Below are 18,598 nucleotides of genomic sequence, written 5' to 3'. Positions count from 1 at the left end.
GACTCCTGTCTACAGCCGACTATTCTCCCGGCGAGCGCCGGACTTGTCGAGAATTCGTATTGTCATGTCCGGCGGCTCTGTCGGATTCCTGGACGTACGGATACTATGCGCGCCATGCAAATACCTTCTGATCATCCGTTGCTGTTATCCATTGTCGACGACCTGGCCGAGCGCGGCTGGTCGCAACAGGAACTGTTCCTGCCTGCCGATCTGACTCGCGAGCTGGCTACCGAGTGCCGTAAACGTGCGGCAGACGGGGAACTGGCGCCGGCGGGTGTGGGGCGGGGTGCGGCGCAGCAGGTGCGCGAGGGCATCCGTGGCGATCACATCCAGTGGCTCGAACCGGGCCAGGCCGAGTCCTGCGACCGCTACCTGGAACTGATGAACAGCCTGCGCGAGGCGCTGAACCGTGGCTTGTACCTCGGGCTCGAGGATTTCGAGTGCCATTTCGCGTTGTACCCGGCCGGGGCCTTCTACCGCCGGCACCTGGACCGTTTTCGTGACGATGACCGGCGTTCGGTGTCGGCGGTGCTCTACCTGAACGATACGTGGCTGCCGGAAGAGGGCGGCCAGTTGCGCATGTACCTGGCCGATGAGGTGGAGCGTGACGTACTGCCGACCGCTGGTTGCCTGATCGTGTTCCTCTCCGGCGATGTCCCCCACGAAGTCCTGCCGGCGACCCGCGAGCGCCTGTCGCTGACCGGCTGGTTCCGCCGACGCGGCGACGAGCCGTTCTGATGCCGCACAAGATCCTGGTCAGTCGCTGCCTGCTCGGGCATCGGGTGCGTTATGACGGCGGTGCCAGCGGCCCCTACGCGCAACTGGCCGCCTGGCAGGACGAAGGCCGGGTGGTTGCGCTGTGCCCGGAAGTGGCCGGCGGCCTGCCGACCCCACGGGCAGCGGCGGAGATTCCCGGCGGCCAGGGTGGGCAAGTGCTGGAGGGGATTGTCCGGGTCGTGACCCATGACGGCGCGGATGTCAGCCAGGCGTTCATCGACGGGGCCCGACAGGCGCTTGAACTGGTGCGGCGCCACGCCATACGGATTGCCGTGCTCAAGGCCAACAGCCCGTCCTGCGGCAATCTGCAGACCTACGACGGCACCTTCAGTGGCGTGAAGGTCGCCGGCGAGGGCGTGACTGCGGCCTTGCTCAGGCAGGCCGGCGTCCAGGTGTTCAGCGAACTGGAACTTCCCGAAGCCGCTGCCGCCCTGGCGCTGCTGGGCGCCTGCTGAGCCTGGCCCTCAAGGCTTGGGCGGCTCGCTCGCATCCATGCCGAACCATTTCTCCGACAACGCCATCAGCCTTCCGTCGGCTTTGATCCGCTGCAGGGCCAGGTTCAGGCTCGCCTGAAACGCCGGGTTGCCCTTCTGGAACGGGATGGCCAGGGTCACGGTCGGCCCCACGGGCGCGCCTTCCTTGACCGGCAGATGGCTGTCACGAATGGCGAAGGGGATCAGCAGACGATCGCTGATGGCGGCGTCGATCTGCTTGTCGGCCACATCCTTGAGCGGCTGCTGGGCATTCGGATAACTGCGCAGGTCGACGCCTTCGACCGTACGCGCCTGGTCGACGAACTGGCTACCTTGAGCTACACCCAAAGCACCCCCTCTGAGCGCTTCCAGAGTGCTGAGCGGTCGTTGCTCTTCCTTGCGCACGATCAACTGGGCGCTGGTGTAGCTGTAGGGTTCGCTGAAGTCGAAACGTTCCTTGAGTTCCGGGGTCAGTGCTATGTGATTGATGGCAATGTCGTACTTGCCGCTTTCCACGCCCTGCAGCAGATCGGCGGAGTCGGTGGTGATGAAGGACGGATTGACCTCGAGTTCCCGGGCCAGCAGCTCGCCCAGTTCGACTTCGAAGCCGGTCAGGTGCCCGTCATCCTTGAAGCCGAAGGGGCGCATGTCGCCCTCCAGGGCAATGCGCAGTTCGCCCCGGTCATTGACGTCGTCGATCAGTTCGGCCTGGGCGAAGGGGCTTGCGAGGGGCAGTAACAGCAACAGGCCAGGCAGCAAACGCATGGTCACTCCTAAGATGAAATCGAGCGGGCGATGCGCAACCGCCACCCGCTTTGCTTTATGTTTGTGGGCAAGTTTGGACAACGATTTGTCGTGAAGTTGTCATCACCCGCCACATTTTGTGGAAAAACCGGAGAAGTTAATGAAAACCTTAGTGTCTCGTGTAGCTTTAGCCACTGCCTTGCTGGGTTCCAGCTTCCTCGCCGTCGCCGCGGATGGCATTCCGCGCACGCCAGCGCCCAAGGGCGCCGAGGTGGAGATCGTCTCGCCGAAGGACGGCGCCACGGTCGACAAGACCTTCACCGTCAAGTTTGGCATGAAGGGCCTGGAGCTCAAGCCGGCCGGTGATGCCACCCCGAACTCCGGCCACCATCACCTGCTGGTCGACCAGAAGGAGCTGCCTGACCCGAGCCTGCCGATTCCGGCGACCGAGCAGGTGATCCACTACGGCAAGGCCCAGACCGAAACCCAGCTGACCCTGGCCCCGGGCAAGCACACCCTGCAACTGGTAGCGGGCGACAAGATCCACATGCAGTTCGAGCCGACGGTGGCCTCGAAGGTCATCACCGTCAATGTGAAGTAAGCGGTCGCGCAAATGAAAAAGGGAGGCCTGCGAAGGCCTCCCTTTTTCGTTCAGCGCCGGGAGCTTAGAACAGTACGCGGGAACGGATGGTGCCGTTGACGTGCTGCAGCTTCTCTTGAGCCAGGTCCGAGTACTCGGCGTCGACGTCGATCACCACGTAGCCGACCTTCTCGTTGGTCTGCAGGAACTGACCGGAAATGTTGATGCCGTTTTCGGCGAAGACCTTGTTGATCTCGCTCATCACGCCCGGAATGTTCTGGTGGATGTGCAGCAGGCGGTGTTTGCCCGGGTGAGCCGGCAGGGCCACTTCCGGGAAGTTGACCGACGACACCGAGGTACCGTTGTCGCTGTACTTGACCAGCTTCTCCGCCACTTCCAGGCCGATGTTGGCCTGGGCTTCGGCGGTGGAACCACCGATGTGCGGGGTCAGGATCACGTTGTCCAGGCCACGCAGCGGGCTTTCGAAGATGTCGTCGTTGGAGCGTGGCTCCACCGGGAACACGTCGATGGCCGCGCCGATCAGGTGCTGGTCCTTGATCGCGTCCGCCAGGGCGTCCAACTCGACCACGGTACCGCGGGCGGCGTTGATCAGGATGCCGCCCTTCTTGATCGCACGGATTTCCTTCTCGCCGATCATCCACTGGGTCTCGGCGGTTTCCGGAACGTGCAGGGTGACGATGTCGGACATGCCCAGCAGTTCGTGCAGGCTGGACACCTGGGTCGCATTGCCCAGTGGCAGCTTGGTCAGGGTGTCGTAGAAGAACACCTGCATGCCCAGGCCTTCGGCCAGGACCGACAACTGCGTACCGATCGAGCCGTAGCCGATGATCCCCAGTTTCTTGCCGCGGATCTCGAAGGAGTTGGCCGCGCTCTTGATCCAGCCACCCCGGTGGCAGGAAGCGTTCTTCTCGGGAATGCCGCGCAGCAGCAGGATCGCTTCGGCCAGCACCAGCTCGGCAACGGAGCGGGTGTTGGAGTACGGGGCGTTGAATACGGCGATGCCGCGCTCGCGAGCCGCGTCGAGGTCGACCTGGTTGGTACCGATACAGAAGCAGCCCACGGCGACGAGTTTCTTCGCGTGATCGAAGATTTCCTCAGTCAGTTGGGTGCGCGAGCGGATGCCGATGAAGTGGGCATCGGCGATCTTTTCCTTCAGTTCGGCGTCCGGCAGGGATTTGGTGTGGTACTCGATGTTGACGTACCCGGCGGCCTTGAGGACGTCGACTGCGGATTGGTGGACGCCTTCGAGAAGAAGGAACTTGATCTTGCTCTTATCGAGAGAAGTCTTGCTCATCTGCGTAAACCTGTGTCCCGGAGAAAAATGGCAGGAAAATGGACAGCTGGAGCTGACCTCACGGCGTATTCGCCGGCTCCGCAGGTCGGCCTCATAGCACGCTTCTGCGGGGGGCGTATGCTAGCATATGCGACCCGCAAACACTCATTCTGCGACGTGAAGCGTTCTCAGGGTGACCATGAAATGTTTGAGAGTTCTGTCGATGACCGATGCCGTCCTGATTGATGAACTGAAAACCCTGGTTGAACCCGGCAAGGTCCTGACCGACGCCGACTCCCTGAATGCCTACGGGAAGGACTGGACCAAACATTTCGCCCCTGCGCCCAGCGCTGTCGTGTTTCCCAGGACCATCGAGCAGGTCCAGGCCATCGTGCGCTGGGCCAACCGCCACCAGGTCGCACTGGTGCCATCCGGTGGCCGTACCGGCCTGTCCGCCGCCGCCGTCGCGGCCAATGGCGAGGTGGTGGTGTCGTTCGACTACATGAACCGGATTCTCGACATCAACCTCACCGACCGCACCGCCGTGTGCGAGCCGGGGGTGGTCACCGAGCAGTTGCAGAACCGCGCCGAGGAACATGGGTTGTACTACCCGGTGGATTTCGCCTCGGCGGGTTCCAGCCAGATTGGCGGCAATATCGGCACCAATGCTGGCGGAATCAAGGTGATTCGCTACGGCATGACCCGCAACTGGGTAGCCGGCCTGAAGGTCGTCACCGGCAAGGGCGACCTGCTGGAGCTGAACAAGGATCTGATCAAGAACGCCACCGGCTATGATCTGCGCCAACTGTTCATCGGTGCCGAGGGCACCCTGGGCTTCGTGGTCGAGGCCACCATGCGCCTGGACCGTGCGCCGAAGAACCTGACCTGCATGGTGCTCGGCACGCCCGATTTCGACTCGATCATGCCGGTATTGCACGCGTTCCAGGGCAAACTGGACCTGACCGCCTTCGAATTCTTCTCCGACAAGGCGTTGGCCAGGATCCTCGGCCGTGGCGACGTGCCGGCGCCGTTCGAAACCGAGTGTCCGTTCTACGCGCTGCTGGAGTTCGAGGCGACCACCGAGGAGGTGGCCAACCTCGCCCTGGAGACCTTCGAGCATTGCGTCGGGCAGGGCTGGGTGCTCGATGGTGTGATGAGCCAGAGCGAAACCCAGTTGCAGAACCTGTGGAAACTGCGCGAATACATCTCCGAGACCATTTCCCACTGGACGCCGTACAAGAACGACATTTCGGTCACGGTGTCGAAAGTTCCGGCGTTCCTCCAGGAAATCGACACGATCGTCCGTGAACACTACCCGGATTTCGAAGTCGTCTGGTACGGCCACATCGGCGATGGCAACCTGCACCTGAACATCCTCAAGCCGGACAGCCTGAGCAAGGACGAGTTCTTCGCCAAGTGCGCCACGGTCAACAAGTGGGTGTTCGAGATCGTCGAGAAGTACAACGGCTCGATTTCCGCCGAACACGGCGTGGGCATGACCAAGCGTGACTATCTCGCCTACAGCCGCTCCCCGGCCGAAATCGAATACATGAAGGCGATCAAGGCGGTGTTCGACCCGAACGGGATCATGAACCCGGGCAAGATCTTCGCGGTTTGAACCCCGCGTCACGATGACAAGCAGACCAGGAGACGCTCAATGAGCTATCAGCACCAGTATGTCGACGGTACCCCCATTCACTTCCCGCTGGGCAAGGTGGTCTGCATCGGCCGCAACTACGCCGAACACGCCAAGGAACTGGATAACCCGGTGCCTACCGAACCTTTGCTGTTCATCAAGCCGGGCAGTTGCGTGGTGTCGATCGAGAACGGTTTCAAGATTCCGGTCGACCGGGGTTCGGTGCATTACGAAGCGGAAATCGCCGTATTGATCGGCAAGCCGTTGTCGACCAAGCCGAGCCGGGAAGAGGTGCTCGATGCGATTTCCGGCTTCGCCCCGGCGCTGGACCTGACCCTGCGCGACAAGCAGGCGGAACTCAAAGCCAAGGGCCTGCCCTGGGAAATCGCCAAGTCGTTCGACGGCGCGGCGGTGCTCGCTCCATTCGTGGTCGGCAGCACTTTCCCCGACCTGACCCGTATCGGCATTCGCCTGACCATCAATGGCGAGGTCCGCCAGGACGGGATCAGCAGCGACATGCTCAACCCCATCGTGCCGATGATCCAGCACATGGCCGCGTGTTTCTCGCTGCAGGCCGGTGACGTGATTCTGACCGGTACGCCGGTAGGCGTGGGACCGCTGAACGTCGGTGACGAACTGGTGCTGGAATTGCCGGGCGTCAGCCGGTTCGAAAGCTGCGTTCGCTGAGACCTGGCCGTAGCCCTCTTCGCGTCAGGTTGCTGCGAAGAGGGCATCTTCCCCCCTGTTTCCATCTGCGTGACTTCCCGGCTTTTGCCGTTTTTTTCACATTCCGTCTGGATAATTTCCCGATCTGGCGCTGGGCCTTGCCTAGAGTGTTTGTCTGAATGCCATAAAGATCAGGAAAGTGCCTTCGCATGAGTGGTCAAACCTTTTCCTCTCCGTCTACCGCTGTTCGCTCCCGTTTCGCCCGACGCTGGTATTACTGGCTGCTGCTGGCGGCGCTGGTGATCGGGGTAGGGTTGTCCAGGTTCATGCACTGGGACGATCGCGGCCTGCTGTGGCTCAAGGAGCGTTTCGAAACCCCTGCCGAGCGCCAGCAGAGCGTCTGGCTGCCCGGCTACCGGGCGGTGATCGACGCCAAGCCCCTGGCGGGCATGGAGAAGGACGAGGCCTCTGACGTCAGCTACAGCCCGCGGACCAAAACCCTGTTCGCGGTGATGGGCAAGAACCCGTTCCTCGCCGAGCTGACCCTGCAGGGCGACGTGTTGCGCAAGATTCCCCTGGTCGGCTGGAACAATCCCGAGGCCGTCACGGTGCTGGAAGGCGACAGGATGGCGATCGTCGATGAGCGCATGCATCTCCTGACCATCGTCACTGTGGATGCGAATACCCGTGAGCTGAATATCAAGGACTTTCCGCAGTACGACCTCGGTCCCTCGAAGGATCAGAACAAGGCGTTCGAGGCGGTGGTCTGGGATGCCCGCAACCAGCAGATCCTGCTCGGCGAAGAGCGCCCACCGGCGCTGTTCGGCCTGCAAAGCGACGGTACCCGGTTTCTGGGCGAGAAGCGCAGATTGGCTGGCGACCAGCTGGATGTGCGCAATCTTTCAGCGTTGGCGATCGACCCGCGCACCCAGCATACGCTGGTGTTGTCGGCGGAGTCGCATCTGGTGCTGGAGTTGGATGAGAAGGGCAACCAGGTCAGTTTCATGACCCTGCTCGGTGGTTTCAACGGTTTGAAACACACCATTCCGCGTGCCGAGGGCGTGACCATTGACGAGGAAGGGGTCGTGTACGTGGTCAGCGAGCCGAACCTGTTCTACCGTTTCGAGAAGCAGTAGGTCTCAGCGCAGCAAGCGCCTGGGGCAAGCGTGGTGCCGCAGGATTAAGCTTGAATTCATGCCGTCGTGGTTAATTCGTCACCGGTCCTGTCTTCGAGCTTGCACATATGTATCAGACTTTGCGCCTGAACTCCCTGATCCCGTGGGTCGGTCTCTGTGCTCTGCTATTGATGGGGCTCGTCGGCCAGCATTATCGGCTGTTCGAGCGGGCCTGGTTCAACTGGCATGCCTGGTGGCAACCGAGCGAGGCAAGCATCGGCCTGGCGGATTACCGTGTGGTCATCGAGGCGCAGGCGATCGACGGGTTGGAGGATGATGTCTCTGCCCTGACCTTCGACCCCGTCAGAAAAAGCCTGTTCACCGTGACCAACAAGAATGCCGAATTGATCGAGCTGTCGCTCGATGGGCGTATCCTGCGGCGTATTCCGTTGCGTGGCTTCGGTGATCCCGAGGCCATCGAATTCATCAGCGCCGATACCTACGTCATCACCGATGAGCGCGGCCAGCGGCTGATCAAGGTTCGCCTGGGTGACGGCACGCGGTTTCTCGATGCGGCCGACGCCGAGCAACTGACCCTCGGTGTGAATCTGCCGGGGAACAAGGGCTTCGAGGGGCTGGCCTACGACTCGGTCGGCAGGCGACTGTTCGTGGCCAAGGAGCGCGATCCCCTGCTGATCTACGAGATCCATGGTTTTCCCTACCCTGAACCTGCGCAATCATCCGCCGTGCATGTGGCCAGCAATCCTCGCCGCGACGCCCGACTTTTCGTGCGTGATCTTTCCAGCCTGCAGTTCGACGAGCGCAGCGGGCATCTGCTGGCGCTCTCCGATGAGTCGCGGCTGGTATTGGAGCTCGATGTCGATGGGCGTCCAGTCGGCAGCCTGTCGTTGCTCAAGGGCCAGCAGGGGCTCGGCGCCAGCGTGCCCCAGGCCGAAGGCATTGCCATGGATGATGAGGGGACGCTGTACCTGATCAGCGAGCCGAATCTGTTCTACGTCTTCAAGCGCACTACAGAGTAAACCCCGGGCTTGCTGGCGATGAACGATGACGCGCAGCCCGGGCTGCGCGTCTGCTCCGGCCAACTCAGGCCTTGAGCGTCTTTACGCCTTCATGGGTGCCCAGCAGCAGCAGGTCCGCCGGGCGCGCCGCGAACAGGCCGTTGGTGACCACGCCGACGATCGCGTTGATCTGCGTTTCCAGCTCCACCGGGTTGGTGATCTGCAGGTTGTGCACATCGAGGATGATGTTGCCGTTATCGGTCACCACACCTTCGCGATACACCGGGTCGCCGCCGAGTTTCACCAACTGGCGCGCCACATGGCTGCGGGCCATCGGGATCACTTCCACCGGCAGCGGGAACGCGCCGAGCACCGGCACCAGCTTGCTGCCGTCGGCGATGCAGATGAAGGTCTTGGCCACGGCCGCGACGATTTTCTCGCGGGTCAGGGCCGCGCCGCCGCCCTTGATCAGGTTCAGGTGCGCGTCGCTTTCATCGGCGCCGTCGATGTAGAACTCCAGGTCGCTGACGGTATTGAGTTCGTACACCGGAATGCCATGGCCCTTGAGTCGTGCCGCAGTGGCCTCGGAGCTGGCGACCGCGCCATCGAAGGCGCTCTTGTGCCTGGCCAGGGCGTCGATGAAGCAGTTGGCGGTGGAGCCGGTGCCCACGCCGACGATGCTTTTCTCATCGAGCTTGGGAAGGATGAAGTCGACAGCGGCCTGGGCCACCGCCTGTTTGAGTTGATCCTGGGTCATGCGGGCTCCGGAAGCGGGCAAGGTGTGAGCGAAAGGCCGGCATTATAAGCGTCGGGCCGGCAAAAGGGGCGATCAAAACCTCAGGAACCCTGTGGTCGTTGCCGCGAGCGCTGGGTTAGACTCCTCGGTCCCTGCCCAACCCGCCAGTGATGCTTTCCGATGCTCGAACAGTACGTCAAGAAGATCCTCACCTCGCGCGTCTACGACGTCGCCGTGGAAACCCCGTTGCAGAGCGCCCGCCAGCTTTCCGAGCGGCTGGGCAACCAGGTCCTGCTCAAGCGCGAGGACCTGCAGCCGGTGTTTTCCTTCAAGATTCGCGGCGCCTACAACAAGCTGACCCAGCTCAGCGATGCCGAGCGCGCCCGTGGCGTGGTCACCGCGTCAGCGGGCAACCATGCCCAGGGTCTGGCCCTGGCGGCCAAGGTGCTGGGGGTCAAGGCGACGATCGTGATGCCCAAGACCACGCCGGAAATCAAGGTCGAGGGCGTGCGTTCCCGTGGCGGCAAGGTGGTGTTGCATGGCGACTCCTTCCCGGAAGCACTGGCCTACTCGTTGAAACTGGTCGAGGAAAAGGGCTACGTCTACATTCACCCCTACGACGATCCCCACACCATTGCCGGGCAGGGCACCGTGGCAATGGAAATCCTGCGCCAGCACCCCGGGCAGTTGGACGCGATCTTCGTGCCGGTCGGTGGTGGCGGGCTGATCGCCGGGATCGCGGCCTACGTGAAGTACCTGCGCCCGGAGATCAAGGTGATCGGTGTCGAACCGGACGACTCCAACTGCCTGCAACAGGCCATGGCCGCCGGTGAACGGGTGGTGCTGCCTTCGGTGGGGATCTTCGCCGACGGCGTCGCCGTGGCCCAGATCGGCCAGCACACCTTCGATATCTGCAAGGACCATGTCGATGAGGTGATCACCGTCAGCACCGACGAGATCTGTGCGGCGATCAAGGACATCTACGACGATACCCGTTCGATCACCGAGCCGGCCGGCGCGCTGGGCGCCGCCGGGATCAAGAAGTACGTCGAGCAGCGCAAGGTCAGCAGGCAGACCCTGGTGGCCATCGACTCCGGCGCCAACGTCAACTTCGACCGCCTGCGCCATGTCGCCGAGCGCGCCGAGCTGGGTGAAGGCCGCGAGGCGATCATCGCCGTGACCATTCCCGAGCAGCCGGGCAGCTTCAAGGCGTTCTGCGAGGCCATCGGCAAGCGCCAGATCACCGAATTCAACTATCGCTACCACACCGGCAGCGAAGCGCACATCTTCGTCGGCGTGCAGACTCACCCCGACAGCGACCCGCGCAATGTGCTGATCGAAAGCCTGACCAGCCAGGGTTTCCCGGTGCTGGACATGACCGACAACGAACTGGCCAAGCTGCATATCCGCCACATGGTGGGCGGCCATGCGGCACGGGTCAGCGACGAAATGGTGTTGCGCTTCGAGTTCCCGGAGCGTCCGGGGCGCTGTTCAACTTCCTCAACAAGCTCGGCGGGCGCTGGAATATCTCGATGTTCCACTATCGCAACCATGGCGCGGCCGATGGACGGGTGGTTGCCGGCCTGCAGGTGCCGAGCGAGGAGCGGCACCTGGTTCCCGCCGCGTTGGCGGAAATCGGCTACCCGTACTGGGATGAAAGCGACAACCCGGCCTATCGCCTGTTTCTGGGCTGAAACGGGGCGGATGACTGCTACGCTGATGGGCAACCACCAAGGAAAAAGAGCGAGATGGAAACCTTCACCGCCCTGAAAGTGCTGCACAGCACGGTTACGGTGCTGCTTCTGGGCAGCATGCTGGCCGTGGCCCTCTGGTTCTGGCGCGGGCGCCGGGCCGGCGACCTGGCAATCCCGGGGCGGATCCTGAAGATGCCCTGGGTACTGGCCTGGTGGCTGATGGCCCTGTGCCTGGTGGTGCAGCCGGTCAGCGGCTGGTGGCTGGTGCACCTGGGTGGTTTCCCGCTGGGCCAGACCTGGCTGCTCGGCTCCAGCGTGCTCTACACTTTCGGTTGCCTGGCCTGGGCCTGGCTCGTGGTGCGGCTCAATCGCCTGCGCCGGGGCGAGGCGGGCGGCCGTTGGAAATTCACGCTGACGCTGGCGATCTTCAGTACGCTGTGTTTCGTCGGGATCGCTGCCCTGATGGACGCCAAACCGGTTTAGTCCGCCAGGGATCGTCATGAAAGTTCTTCTGGTGGGGGCCACGGGTTTCGTGGGTCGCCACCTGCTTGCCGCGCTGACCGCCAACGGTCATGAGGTGATCGCTACCAGCCGGCGTCGCCATTCCCGGGATTTGTCCGAAGTCGAGTGGCAGGTTCTCGATCTGGATCTGCTGGCCAGCGATCCCCAGCACTTCGTGATCCCCCCGGGCCTCGATCTGCTGATCAACGCGGCGGGCCTGATGAGTGTCGATCGCCAAGCCTTGCAGCGCACCCAGGATCGCGGCACGCGGGCGCTGTTCGACCTGGCGGCGGCGCGGGGGCTGCGGGTCCTGCATATTTCCGCGTTGGGCGCCGGCGAGCAGCCGGACGTGCCTTTCCTGGCCAGCAAGGCGGCAGCCGATGCCCACCTGATGGAACTGGGCGTATCCGCTGTGGTGTTGCGGCCGTCGTTGCTGGTGGGCGCGGGCGGGACGAGCAGTGGCTGGTTGACGCGCCTGTCGCCCTGGCCGCTGATTCCCCTGCTCGATCTTGAGGCCCGCTTGCAGCCGGTGCATATCGATGACTTGTCCGGTGCGGTGCTGGCGTTGTTGCGGCACTGGCCGTCTTCCTCGCGGGTGCTGCCGTTGGTCGGGCCGCAAGCCTTGACCGTGGCGCAACTGCTTGATCACCTGCGCGCGGCCCAGGGCTGGGCGCCGGCACGTTACCTGAGAATCCCCTCATGGCTGGCGACGGCAGGTGCCTGGTGTGGCGAGCGCCTGGGTTGGCTGGCGTGGAATCGCCAGTGCCTGCGCATGGCCCGGCGCGACAATGTCGCCGATCCCGAATTGCTGGGGGCGCTGTGCGGCTACCGGGCGGCGCCGTTGGCGACCCATCTGGTCGACTGGCCGAACGCCGCGCAAAGCGTCCAGGCGGCCCTGCGCCCACTGATGCTGGCGGTGATGCTGCTGATCTGGTTCGGCACGGCCGCGGTCTGTCTGGGGCCGGGTTACGACTGGAGCCTGCGGATCATGGCCGAATCCGGCGTGACGGGCGAGGCTGCGCGTTTCGCCGTGTGGCTCGGTTCGTTGTGCGATGCCCTGCTCGGGTTGGGCATGCTGCTGCGGCGCTGGCGCCGCCGGGCGTTGCAGGCCCAGTTGCTGCTGATGGCCGGCTACACCCTGATCATCACCCTGGTGCTGCCGCACTACTGGTTTGACCCCTACGCTGCCGTCGCCAAGAACCTGGTGCTGATGGTCGCGACTCTTTGGCTGTTATGGACTGAACCGCGTCGATGAGCGCCTACCTGATACTCAAGACCCTGCATATCCTGTCTTCCACCATTCTCTTCGGCCTCGGCGCCGGCTCCGCCTATTACGCCTTGCGTGCCTGGCGTACCGGCAGGGTCGAGGTGATCGCCGTAACGTTCCGCCATCTGGTGTTCGCCGATTGGGCCTTTACCACCACCACGGCGGTGTTCCAGCCGTTGAGCGGCCTGGGGCTGGCGTACCTGGCGGGCTGGCCGCTGACCCAGGGCTGGCTGCTGTGGAGCATGGGCTTGTTCGTGCTGGCGGGGATCTGCTGGTTGCCGGTGGTGTGGCTGCAGATCCGCGTGCACAGGATGGCCGATCAGGCACTGCGAGAGGGGGCGCCAATGCCGCTGAAGGCGCAGACATACATGCGCTGGTGGTTTGCGCTGGGTTGGCCGGCGTTCCTGGCGTTCATGGCGATTTTCTACCTGATGGTGGCCAAGCCGGTCTGAGCATCTTGTGGTGCTCTTGTGGGCCTCTTCGCGGGCAAGCCCTGCTCCTACAGATTCGAGGCGTACTGGGCTCTTGTGTACGACACGGTCCTGTAGGAGCAGGGCTTGCCCGCGAAGAGGCCGCCAGGTCTTGCCTGGCTCCAGGGGGTCAGCCGCGCAGGCTGATCACTGGCCAGCCACGCCGCTCGGCCTCGGCCCGCAGGTTCGGGTCCGGGTCCACCGCCACCGGATTGCTCACCTGCTCCAGCAATGGCAGATCGTTCATCGAATCGCTGTAGAAGTAGCTGTCCTGCAGGCTGTGCCCGGTCTCTTCCAGCCAGCGGTTCAGGCGCGTCACCTTGCCTTCGCGAAAGCACGGCACGTCGGTGCTGCGCCCGGTGTAGCGGCCGTCGATCATTTCACACTCGGTGGCGATCAGGGTCTCGACGCCCAGGCGTGCGGCAATCGGTCCGGTCACGAAACGGTTGGTCGCGGTGATGATGACCAGCTTGTCGCCGGCATCGCGATGCCGGGCCAGCAGTTCCAGGGCCTTGGGCAGGACGATCGGCTCGATGCAGTCGCGCATGTAGTCGCGGTGCCATTCATCCAGTTGCGCCCTCTCGGTGCGACCGAGAATTTCCAGGCAGAAGTTCAGGTACTCGGCGTTGTCCAGCTTGCCGGCCAGGTAGTCCTGATAGAACTCGTCGTTGCGGGTTTTGTAGGCCACCGGGTCGAGAATGCCCCGTTCGCACAGGTAATCGCCCCAGGCGTGGTCGCTGTCGCCGCCCAAAAGTGTGTTGTCCAAGTCGAATAAAGCCAGACGCATTGCAGTTACTCGCTGAAAAGCCTGTAAAAAGGCGATCAGAATACGGTCTTTTCACAAGAGTGCACATAAGGTATGGCGGTGCGTTGCTGCTTTCACAACCTTTGTGGAACAATGCGATGACATGCGTTTACGAGGTGGTTGCCGTGATCGACCCCGATGGTTTCCGTCCTAATGTCGGGATAATTCTGACGAATGATGCTGGTCAGGTCTTATGGGCCCGGCGCATCAATCAAGATGCATGGCAGTTTCCGCAAGGTGGGATCAATCCTGACGAGACGCCTGAAGAGGCCTTGTACCGCGAATTGAACGAAGAAGTCGGCCTGGAACGAGAGGATGTGCAAATTCTGGCCTGTACCCGGGGCTGGTTGCGCTATCGTTTGCCGCAACGTCTGGTGCGTACCCACAGCCAACCGCTGTGCATCGGCCAGAAGCAGAAATGGTTTCTCCTGCGCCTGCTGTCCAACGAGCAGCGGGTGCGGATGGATCTGACCGGTAAACCGGAGTTCGATGGCTGGCGCTGGGTCAGCTATTGGTACCCGTTGGGCCAGGTGGTGACATTCAAGCGCGAGGTTTATCGTCGCGCGCTCAAAGAGCTTGCCCCGCGCCTTTTAACGCGCGACTGACACGGAGTTCGACCCCGAGCCATGCTCAATACGCTGCGCAAGATCGTCCAGGAAGTTAACTCCGCCAAGGATCTCAAGACGGCGTTGGGGATTATTGTCTTGCGCGTCAAAGAGGCCATGGGCAGCCAGGTCTGCTCGGTCTACTTGCTCGACCCCGAGACCAATCGCTTCGTACTGATGGCCACCGAAGGCCTGAACAAACGCTCCATCGGCAAGGTCAGCATGGCGCCGAACGAGGGCCTGGTCGGCCTGGTCGGCACGCGCGAGGAACCGCTGAACCTCGAAAATGCCGCCGATCACCCACGCTATCGCTACTTCGCCGAGACCGGCGAGGAGCGTTACGCGTCATTCCTCGGCGCGCCGATCATCCACCACCGTCGCGTCGTCGGCGTGTTGGTCATTCAGCAGAAGGAGCGTCGCCAGTTCGACGAGGGCGAAGAAGCCTTCCTGGTGACCATGAGCGCCCAGCTGGCCGGGGTTATCGCCCATGCCGAGGCGACCGGCTCCATCCGTGGCCTGGGCCGTGAAGGCAAGGGCATCCAGGAAACCAAGTTCGTCGGCGTACCGGGTTCGCCTGGCGCGGCGGTCGGTACCGCGGTGGTCATGTTGCCGCCAGCTGACCTGGACGTGGTGCCGGACAAGGCCATCACCGATATCGACGCCGAGCTGGCGCTGTTCAAGACGGCCATCGAGGGCGTGCGCAACGACATGCGCACCCTGTCGGCCAAGCTGGCCACCCAGTTGCGGCCGGAAGAACGGGCGTTGTTCGACGTCTACCTGATGATGCTCGACGATGCCTCGCTGGGCAGCGAAGTCACCAACGTCATCAAGACGGGCCAGTGGGCCCAGGGCGCCTTGCGCCAGGTGGTCACCGATCACGTCAACCGCTTCGAACTGATGGATGACGACTACCTGCGCGAGCGCGCCTCGGACGTCAAGGACCTGGGTCGCCGCCTGCTGGCCTACCTGCAGTCCGAGCGCCAGCAGAACATGGTCTACCCGAAGAACACCATCCTGGTCAGTGAGGAACTGACCGCGACCATGCTCGGCGAGGTGCCGGAGGGCAACCTGGTCGGTCTGGTGTCGGTACTCGGTTCGGGTAACTCCCACGTTGCGATCCTGGCCCGGGCCATGGGCATCCCGACGGTGATGGGCCTGGTCGACCTGCCGTATTCCAAGGTCGATGGCATCGAGCTGATCGTCGATGGCGCCCGCGGCGAAGTCTTCACCAACCCCGGCGAGTTGCTGCGCAAGCAGTACGTCAGCGTGGTGGAGGAGGAGCGCCAGCTGTCCCAGGGCCTCGATGCCCTGCGCGAACTGCCTTGCGTGACCACCGATGGCCACCGCATGCCGCTGTGGGTCAACACCGGCCTGCTCGCCGACGTCGCCCGCGCGCAACAGCGTGGCGCGGAAGGCGTGGGCCTGTACCGCACCGAAGTGCCGTTCATGATCAACCAGCGCTTCCCGAGCGAGAAGGAACAGCTGGCGATCTACCGCGAGCAGCTTTCGGCGTTCCATCCGCAGCCGGTGACCATGCGCAGTCTGGACGTCGGCGGCGACAAGTCGCTGTCGTACTTCCCGATCGTCGAGGACAACCCGTTCCTCGGCTGGCGCGGCATTCGCGTGACCCTCGACCACCCGGAAATCTTCCTGGTGCAGACCCGGGCCATGCTCAAGGCCAGTGAAGGCCTGAACAACCTGCGCATCCTGCTGCCGATGATCTCCGGCACTCACGAGGTGGAAGAAGCACTGCATCTTATCCACAGGGCCTGGGGCGAAGTGCGCGACGAAGGCACTGACGTGCCGATGCCGCCGGTGGGGGTGATGGTCGAGATTCCGGCGGCGGTGTACCAGACCCGCGAACTGGCGCGTCAGGTGGATTTCCTCTCGGTCGGCTCCAACGACCTGACCCAGTACCTGCTGGCCGTCGACCGCAACAACCCACGGGTCGCCGACCTGTACGATTACCTGCACCCGGCGGTGCTGCAGGCCCTGCAGAACGTGGTGCGCGATGCCCATGCCGAAGGCAAGCCGGTGAGCATCTGCGGCGAGATGGCGGGCGATCCGGCGGCGGCGGTGCTGTTGATGGCGATGGGCTTCGACAGCCTGTCGATGAACGCCACCAACCTGCCGAAGGTGAAATGGATGCTGCGCCAGATCAGCCTGAGCAAGTCGCAGGAATTGCTGGCCCAGGTGATGACCATCGACAACCCGCAAGTTATCCACAGCACCCTGCAATTGGCCCTGAAGAACCTCGGGCTGGGGCGGATGGCCAATCCGGTGGTCAAGCACTGATCATCGGTAGGTGTGACGCGGAGCGTCACTGGCGGCATTCCCGCGCGGAGCGTGGGAACGATCAGTCTTCGCAACCCATCTCGATCATCCCCGCACTCCGCGACCCGCTCCGATCCTGCCCACGCTCCGCGTGGGCAGGCATCCCGGGATACTCCGCGTCCCCTCAGACCGTCAACTCCACCTCGCCCAGATGCCCGCCATGGGGGCCGAAGCTGCGTTCGACCAGATGCCGCGTGCCATCAGCCCCAACGATCAGCGCCGTGCTCGCCCGCGTGCCGTAGCTGGGGCTGGCGATGAAAATGCTCGACAACAGGCTCTCGGTCGCCAGGCCCACGCCGGTATCCGGCAGTTCGACGAATGGCGCGATGGTCGGATCGGCCAGCAGGGCCAGCAGATTTTCCGGCGAGGGCCGTTCCAGTGCCTGCGCCAGTGCCGCCCTGGCCTTCAGCAGTTTCGGCCATGGCGTGTCGAGTCCGGCATTCGACAAGCCGTAGATCCCCTCCGGCAGTCGACGTGGCTGCCCTTCATGGGAATTGAAGTGCCAGAGTTCCTCGGCATCGCCCAGCAGCAGGTTGAAACCGGCGTACTCCGGTGATCGTGCGACGATATCCTGGAGATAATCGGCAATCGGGGTGTTTTCGCCGAGAAATCGAGCCACCAGTTCGCCACGTGAGCGGCGTGCCGGCGGCTGATGCGGATTACGGATATTGGTCAGCGCGGCGAAGCGCCGCCGGGCGCCGACGCCCAGCCAGGTCCCGCCGGCTTCCAGGTCGCGTCCGGCGTAGACTTGCGGGTTTTCCGGCCACTGCCCCAGCGGCAGGCTCGGCCGGGCGTAGAACTCGTCGCGGTTGGCCGCAACGATCAGCGGCTGGGCATGGCCCGGGCGCCAGGCGAAGACAATCAGGCACATCAGGTTATCCCTCTGTGGTTTCCCACACTCTACGCAGGGTGCCGTTCGTCATCCAGTAGAGACGAGCGGCATGCATCCGTTACCATGCCGGACTTGTTTCGGGGGTTGCATGGAATTTCTGCTCTATTTGCTGCTGGGTGCCTGTGCGGGCGTACTGGCCGGGCTGTTCGGCGTCGGTGGCGGGATCATCATCGTCCCGGTGCTGGTGTTCAGCTTCACCCTGCAGGGGTTCGACAGCTCGATCCTGACGCACCTGGCGGTCGGCACTTCCCTGGCCACCATCATTTTCACGTCGATCAACACCATTCGCGGTCATCATCGGCGGGGCGCGGTACGCTGGCCGATCTTCGCCTGGATGGCCGTGGGTATCCTGCTCGGCTCGGGACTCGGGGCACTGACGGCCAAGGCGATTGCCGGGCCGAACCTGCAGAGGATCATCGGCGTTTTCGCCCTGATCGTCTCCGTGCAGATGGCACTGGACCTCAAGCCCAAGAGTCGTCGGGAGATTCCCGGCAAGGCCGGCCTGGGCCTGGCGGGTGTGGTGATCGGCTGGGCTTCGGCGATTTTCGGCATCGGTGGCGGTTCGCTGACCGTGCCGTTCCTGACCTGGCGCAGCCTGCCGATGCAGCAGGCGGTGGCGACCTCGTCGGCCTGTGGCCTGCCGATCGCCGTGGCCAGCGCCATCAGCTTCATGCTGCTGGGCTGGCATGACCCGTTGCTGCCGGAGCACAGCCTGGGCTTCATCTATCTGCCGGCCTTGCTCGGCATTGCCCTGACCAGTATGTTTTTTGCCCGCTTCGGTGTGCAACTGGCGCACAGGCTTTCGCCGTTGCTGCTCAAGCGACTGTTTGCCGGGCTATTGTTCTGTGTCGGGATGAAGTTCCTGATCTGAACCTCAGGCCCGGTTCAGCGGACCGGGCGCAATATTGGCTTAATCGCGGGTCTTCATCATGACCCGCTGGCCCGCTTGCCGCCTGGGTGAACGGGCCCCGAATTTTCTACTCTACCAAG

At 63.3% G+C, this 18,598-nt stretch carries 18 protein-coding genes and 1 pseudogene; 14 read left to right on the top strand and 5 right to left on the bottom strand.

The features are described 5' to 3' along the window. The first annotated feature begins 105 nt into the window (after nucleotides 1–105). On the top strand, nucleotides 106–738 hold the full coding sequence (locus tag ACZ5KU_RS29905; protein WP_464736626.1) for a 2OG-Fe(II) oxygenase: 633 nt from the start codon (nucleotides 106–108) through the stop codon (nucleotides 736–738). Then, nucleotides 738–1,232 (top strand): 2-thiouracil desulfurase family protein, encoded by a 495-nt coding sequence (locus ACZ5KU_RS29900; protein WP_054058637.1) that lies wholly within the window; start codon nucleotides 738–740, stop codon nucleotides 1,230–1,232. The genes ACZ5KU_RS29905 and ACZ5KU_RS29900 overlap by 1 nt, the downstream gene beginning before the upstream one ends. Before the next feature lie 9 nt (nucleotides 1,233–1,241). Here ACZ5KU_RS29900 and ACZ5KU_RS29895 read toward each other — a convergent pair whose 3' ends face one another. Further along, nucleotides 1,242–2,015, bottom strand: coding sequence for a transporter substrate-binding domain-containing protein (locus ACZ5KU_RS29895; RefSeq protein ID WP_054058638.1), 774 nt, complete (start codon nucleotides 2,013–2,015; stop codon nucleotides 1,242–1,244). Nucleotides 2,016–2,154: 139 nt separating this feature from the next. Between ACZ5KU_RS29895 and ACZ5KU_RS29890 the strand changes: the two genes are divergently transcribed. Beyond that, nucleotides 2,155–2,595, top strand: a complete 441-nt coding sequence (locus ACZ5KU_RS29890; protein ID WP_054063574.1) for a DUF4399 domain-containing protein — start codon at nucleotides 2,155–2,157, stop codon at nucleotides 2,593–2,595. Nucleotides 2,596–2,659: 64 nt separating this feature from the next. Here the strand turns inward: ACZ5KU_RS29890 and serA are convergent, their stop codons facing one another. Continuing rightward, on the bottom strand, nucleotides 2,660–3,889 hold the full coding sequence (serA, locus tag ACZ5KU_RS29885) for a phosphoglycerate dehydrogenase (protein WP_017903268.1): 1,230 nt from the start codon (nucleotides 3,887–3,889) through the stop codon (nucleotides 2,660–2,662). A 202-nt stretch (nucleotides 3,890–4,091) separates the two neighbouring features. Between serA and ACZ5KU_RS29880 the strand changes: the two genes are divergently transcribed. The 4 genes from ACZ5KU_RS29880 (at nucleotide 4,092) to ACZ5KU_RS29865 (ending at nucleotide 8,325) form a co-directional block, all read left to right on the top strand. Next, entirely contained in the window at nucleotides 4,092–5,486 is a 1,395-nt protein-coding gene (locus ACZ5KU_RS29880; protein WP_054063573.1) for an FAD-binding oxidoreductase, read from the top strand. Between the two features lie 39 nt (nucleotides 5,487–5,525). Next, the gene (locus tag ACZ5KU_RS29875) at nucleotides 5,526–6,191 is read left to right on the top strand and encodes a fumarylacetoacetate hydrolase family protein (protein ID WP_054058641.1); all 666 of its coding nucleotides are present in this window, start codon (nucleotides 5,526–5,528) and stop codon (nucleotides 6,189–6,191) included. A gap of 188 nt (nucleotides 6,192–6,379) precedes the next feature. Further along, nucleotides 6,380–7,306, top strand: coding sequence for an SdiA-regulated domain-containing protein (locus ACZ5KU_RS29870; RefSeq protein WP_054063572.1), 927 nt, complete (start codon nucleotides 6,380–6,382; stop codon nucleotides 7,304–7,306). Between the two features lie 107 nt (nucleotides 7,307–7,413). After that, nucleotides 7,414–8,325, top strand: a complete 912-nt coding sequence (locus ACZ5KU_RS29865) for an SdiA-regulated domain-containing protein (RefSeq protein ID WP_054063571.1) — start codon at nucleotides 7,414–7,416, stop codon at nucleotides 8,323–8,325. Between the two features lie 64 nt (nucleotides 8,326–8,389). Here ACZ5KU_RS29865 and rpiA read toward each other — a convergent pair whose 3' ends face one another. Continuing rightward, complete coding sequence (gene rpiA, locus ACZ5KU_RS29860) at nucleotides 8,390–9,061, bottom strand: ribose-5-phosphate isomerase RpiA (RefSeq protein ID WP_054058644.1); 672 nt, start codon at nucleotides 9,059–9,061, stop codon at nucleotides 8,390–8,392. Nucleotides 9,062–9,220: 159 nt separating this feature from the next. On the opposite strand from rpiA, the pseudogene ilvA reads away from it, so the two are divergent. The 4 genes and pseudogenes from ilvA (at nucleotide 9,221) to ACZ5KU_RS29840 (ending at nucleotide 12,954) form a co-directional block, all read left to right on the top strand. Then, a pseudogene (gene ilvA, locus ACZ5KU_RS29855) lies at nucleotides 9,221–10,734 on the top strand (threonine ammonia-lyase, biosynthetic). Nucleotides 10,735–10,788: 54 nt separating this feature from the next. After that, complete coding sequence (locus ACZ5KU_RS29850) at nucleotides 10,789–11,217, top strand: DUF2269 family protein (RefSeq protein WP_464736625.1); 429 nt, start codon at nucleotides 10,789–10,791, stop codon at nucleotides 11,215–11,217. Between the two features lie 16 nt (nucleotides 11,218–11,233). Next, nucleotides 11,234–12,490, top strand: coding sequence for an SDR family oxidoreductase (locus tag ACZ5KU_RS29845; protein WP_464736624.1), 1,257 nt, complete (start codon nucleotides 11,234–11,236; stop codon nucleotides 12,488–12,490). Then, a complete protein-coding gene (locus tag ACZ5KU_RS29840) occupies nucleotides 12,487–12,954 on the top strand; it encodes a DUF2269 family protein (protein WP_054058647.1) in 468 nt (155 codons plus the stop codon). The genes ACZ5KU_RS29845 and ACZ5KU_RS29840 overlap by 4 nt, the downstream gene beginning before the upstream one ends. Nucleotides 12,955–13,102: 148 nt before the next feature. Here ACZ5KU_RS29840 and ACZ5KU_RS29835 read toward each other — a convergent pair whose 3' ends face one another. Further along, entirely contained in the window at nucleotides 13,103–13,759 is a 657-nt protein-coding gene (locus ACZ5KU_RS29835) for a histidinol-phosphatase (RefSeq protein ID WP_054058648.1), read from the bottom strand. Between the two features lie 143 nt (nucleotides 13,760–13,902). Between ACZ5KU_RS29835 and ACZ5KU_RS29830 the strand changes: the two genes are divergently transcribed. Together ACZ5KU_RS29830 and ptsP are read left to right on the top strand one after the other, a co-directional pair. Beyond that, nucleotides 13,903–14,382, top strand: a complete 480-nt coding sequence (locus ACZ5KU_RS29830; RefSeq protein WP_026145062.1) for an RNA pyrophosphohydrolase — start codon at nucleotides 13,903–13,905, stop codon at nucleotides 14,380–14,382. A gap of 21 nt (nucleotides 14,383–14,403) precedes the next feature. Further along, a complete protein-coding gene (gene ptsP / locus ACZ5KU_RS29825; protein WP_054058649.1) occupies nucleotides 14,404–16,677 on the top strand; it encodes a phosphoenolpyruvate--protein phosphotransferase in 2,274 nt (757 codons plus the stop codon). Nucleotides 16,678–16,840: 163 nt separating this feature from the next. Here the strand turns inward: ptsP and ACZ5KU_RS29820 are convergent, their stop codons facing one another. Further along, nucleotides 16,841–17,587 carry an NRDE family protein gene (locus ACZ5KU_RS29820; protein WP_464736623.1) on the bottom strand — a complete coding sequence of 249 codons (747 nt, stop codon included), beginning with the start codon at nucleotides 17,585–17,587 and terminating at the stop codon, nucleotides 16,841–16,843. Between the two features lie 109 nt (nucleotides 17,588–17,696). On the opposite strand from ACZ5KU_RS29820, the gene ACZ5KU_RS29815 reads away from it, so the two are divergent. Next, on the top strand, nucleotides 17,697–18,479 hold the full coding sequence (locus ACZ5KU_RS29815) for a sulfite exporter TauE/SafE family protein (RefSeq protein ID WP_464736622.1): 783 nt from the start codon (nucleotides 17,697–17,699) through the stop codon (nucleotides 18,477–18,479). The last annotated feature ends 119 nt before the right edge of the window (nucleotides 18,480–18,598 follow it).

The sequence above is a fragment of the Pseudomonas sp. Tof1 genome (assembly GCF_055390395.1).
Note: the sequence above shows the minus strand (reverse complement) of the source record. Positions and strands in the feature narration are given on the sequence as shown.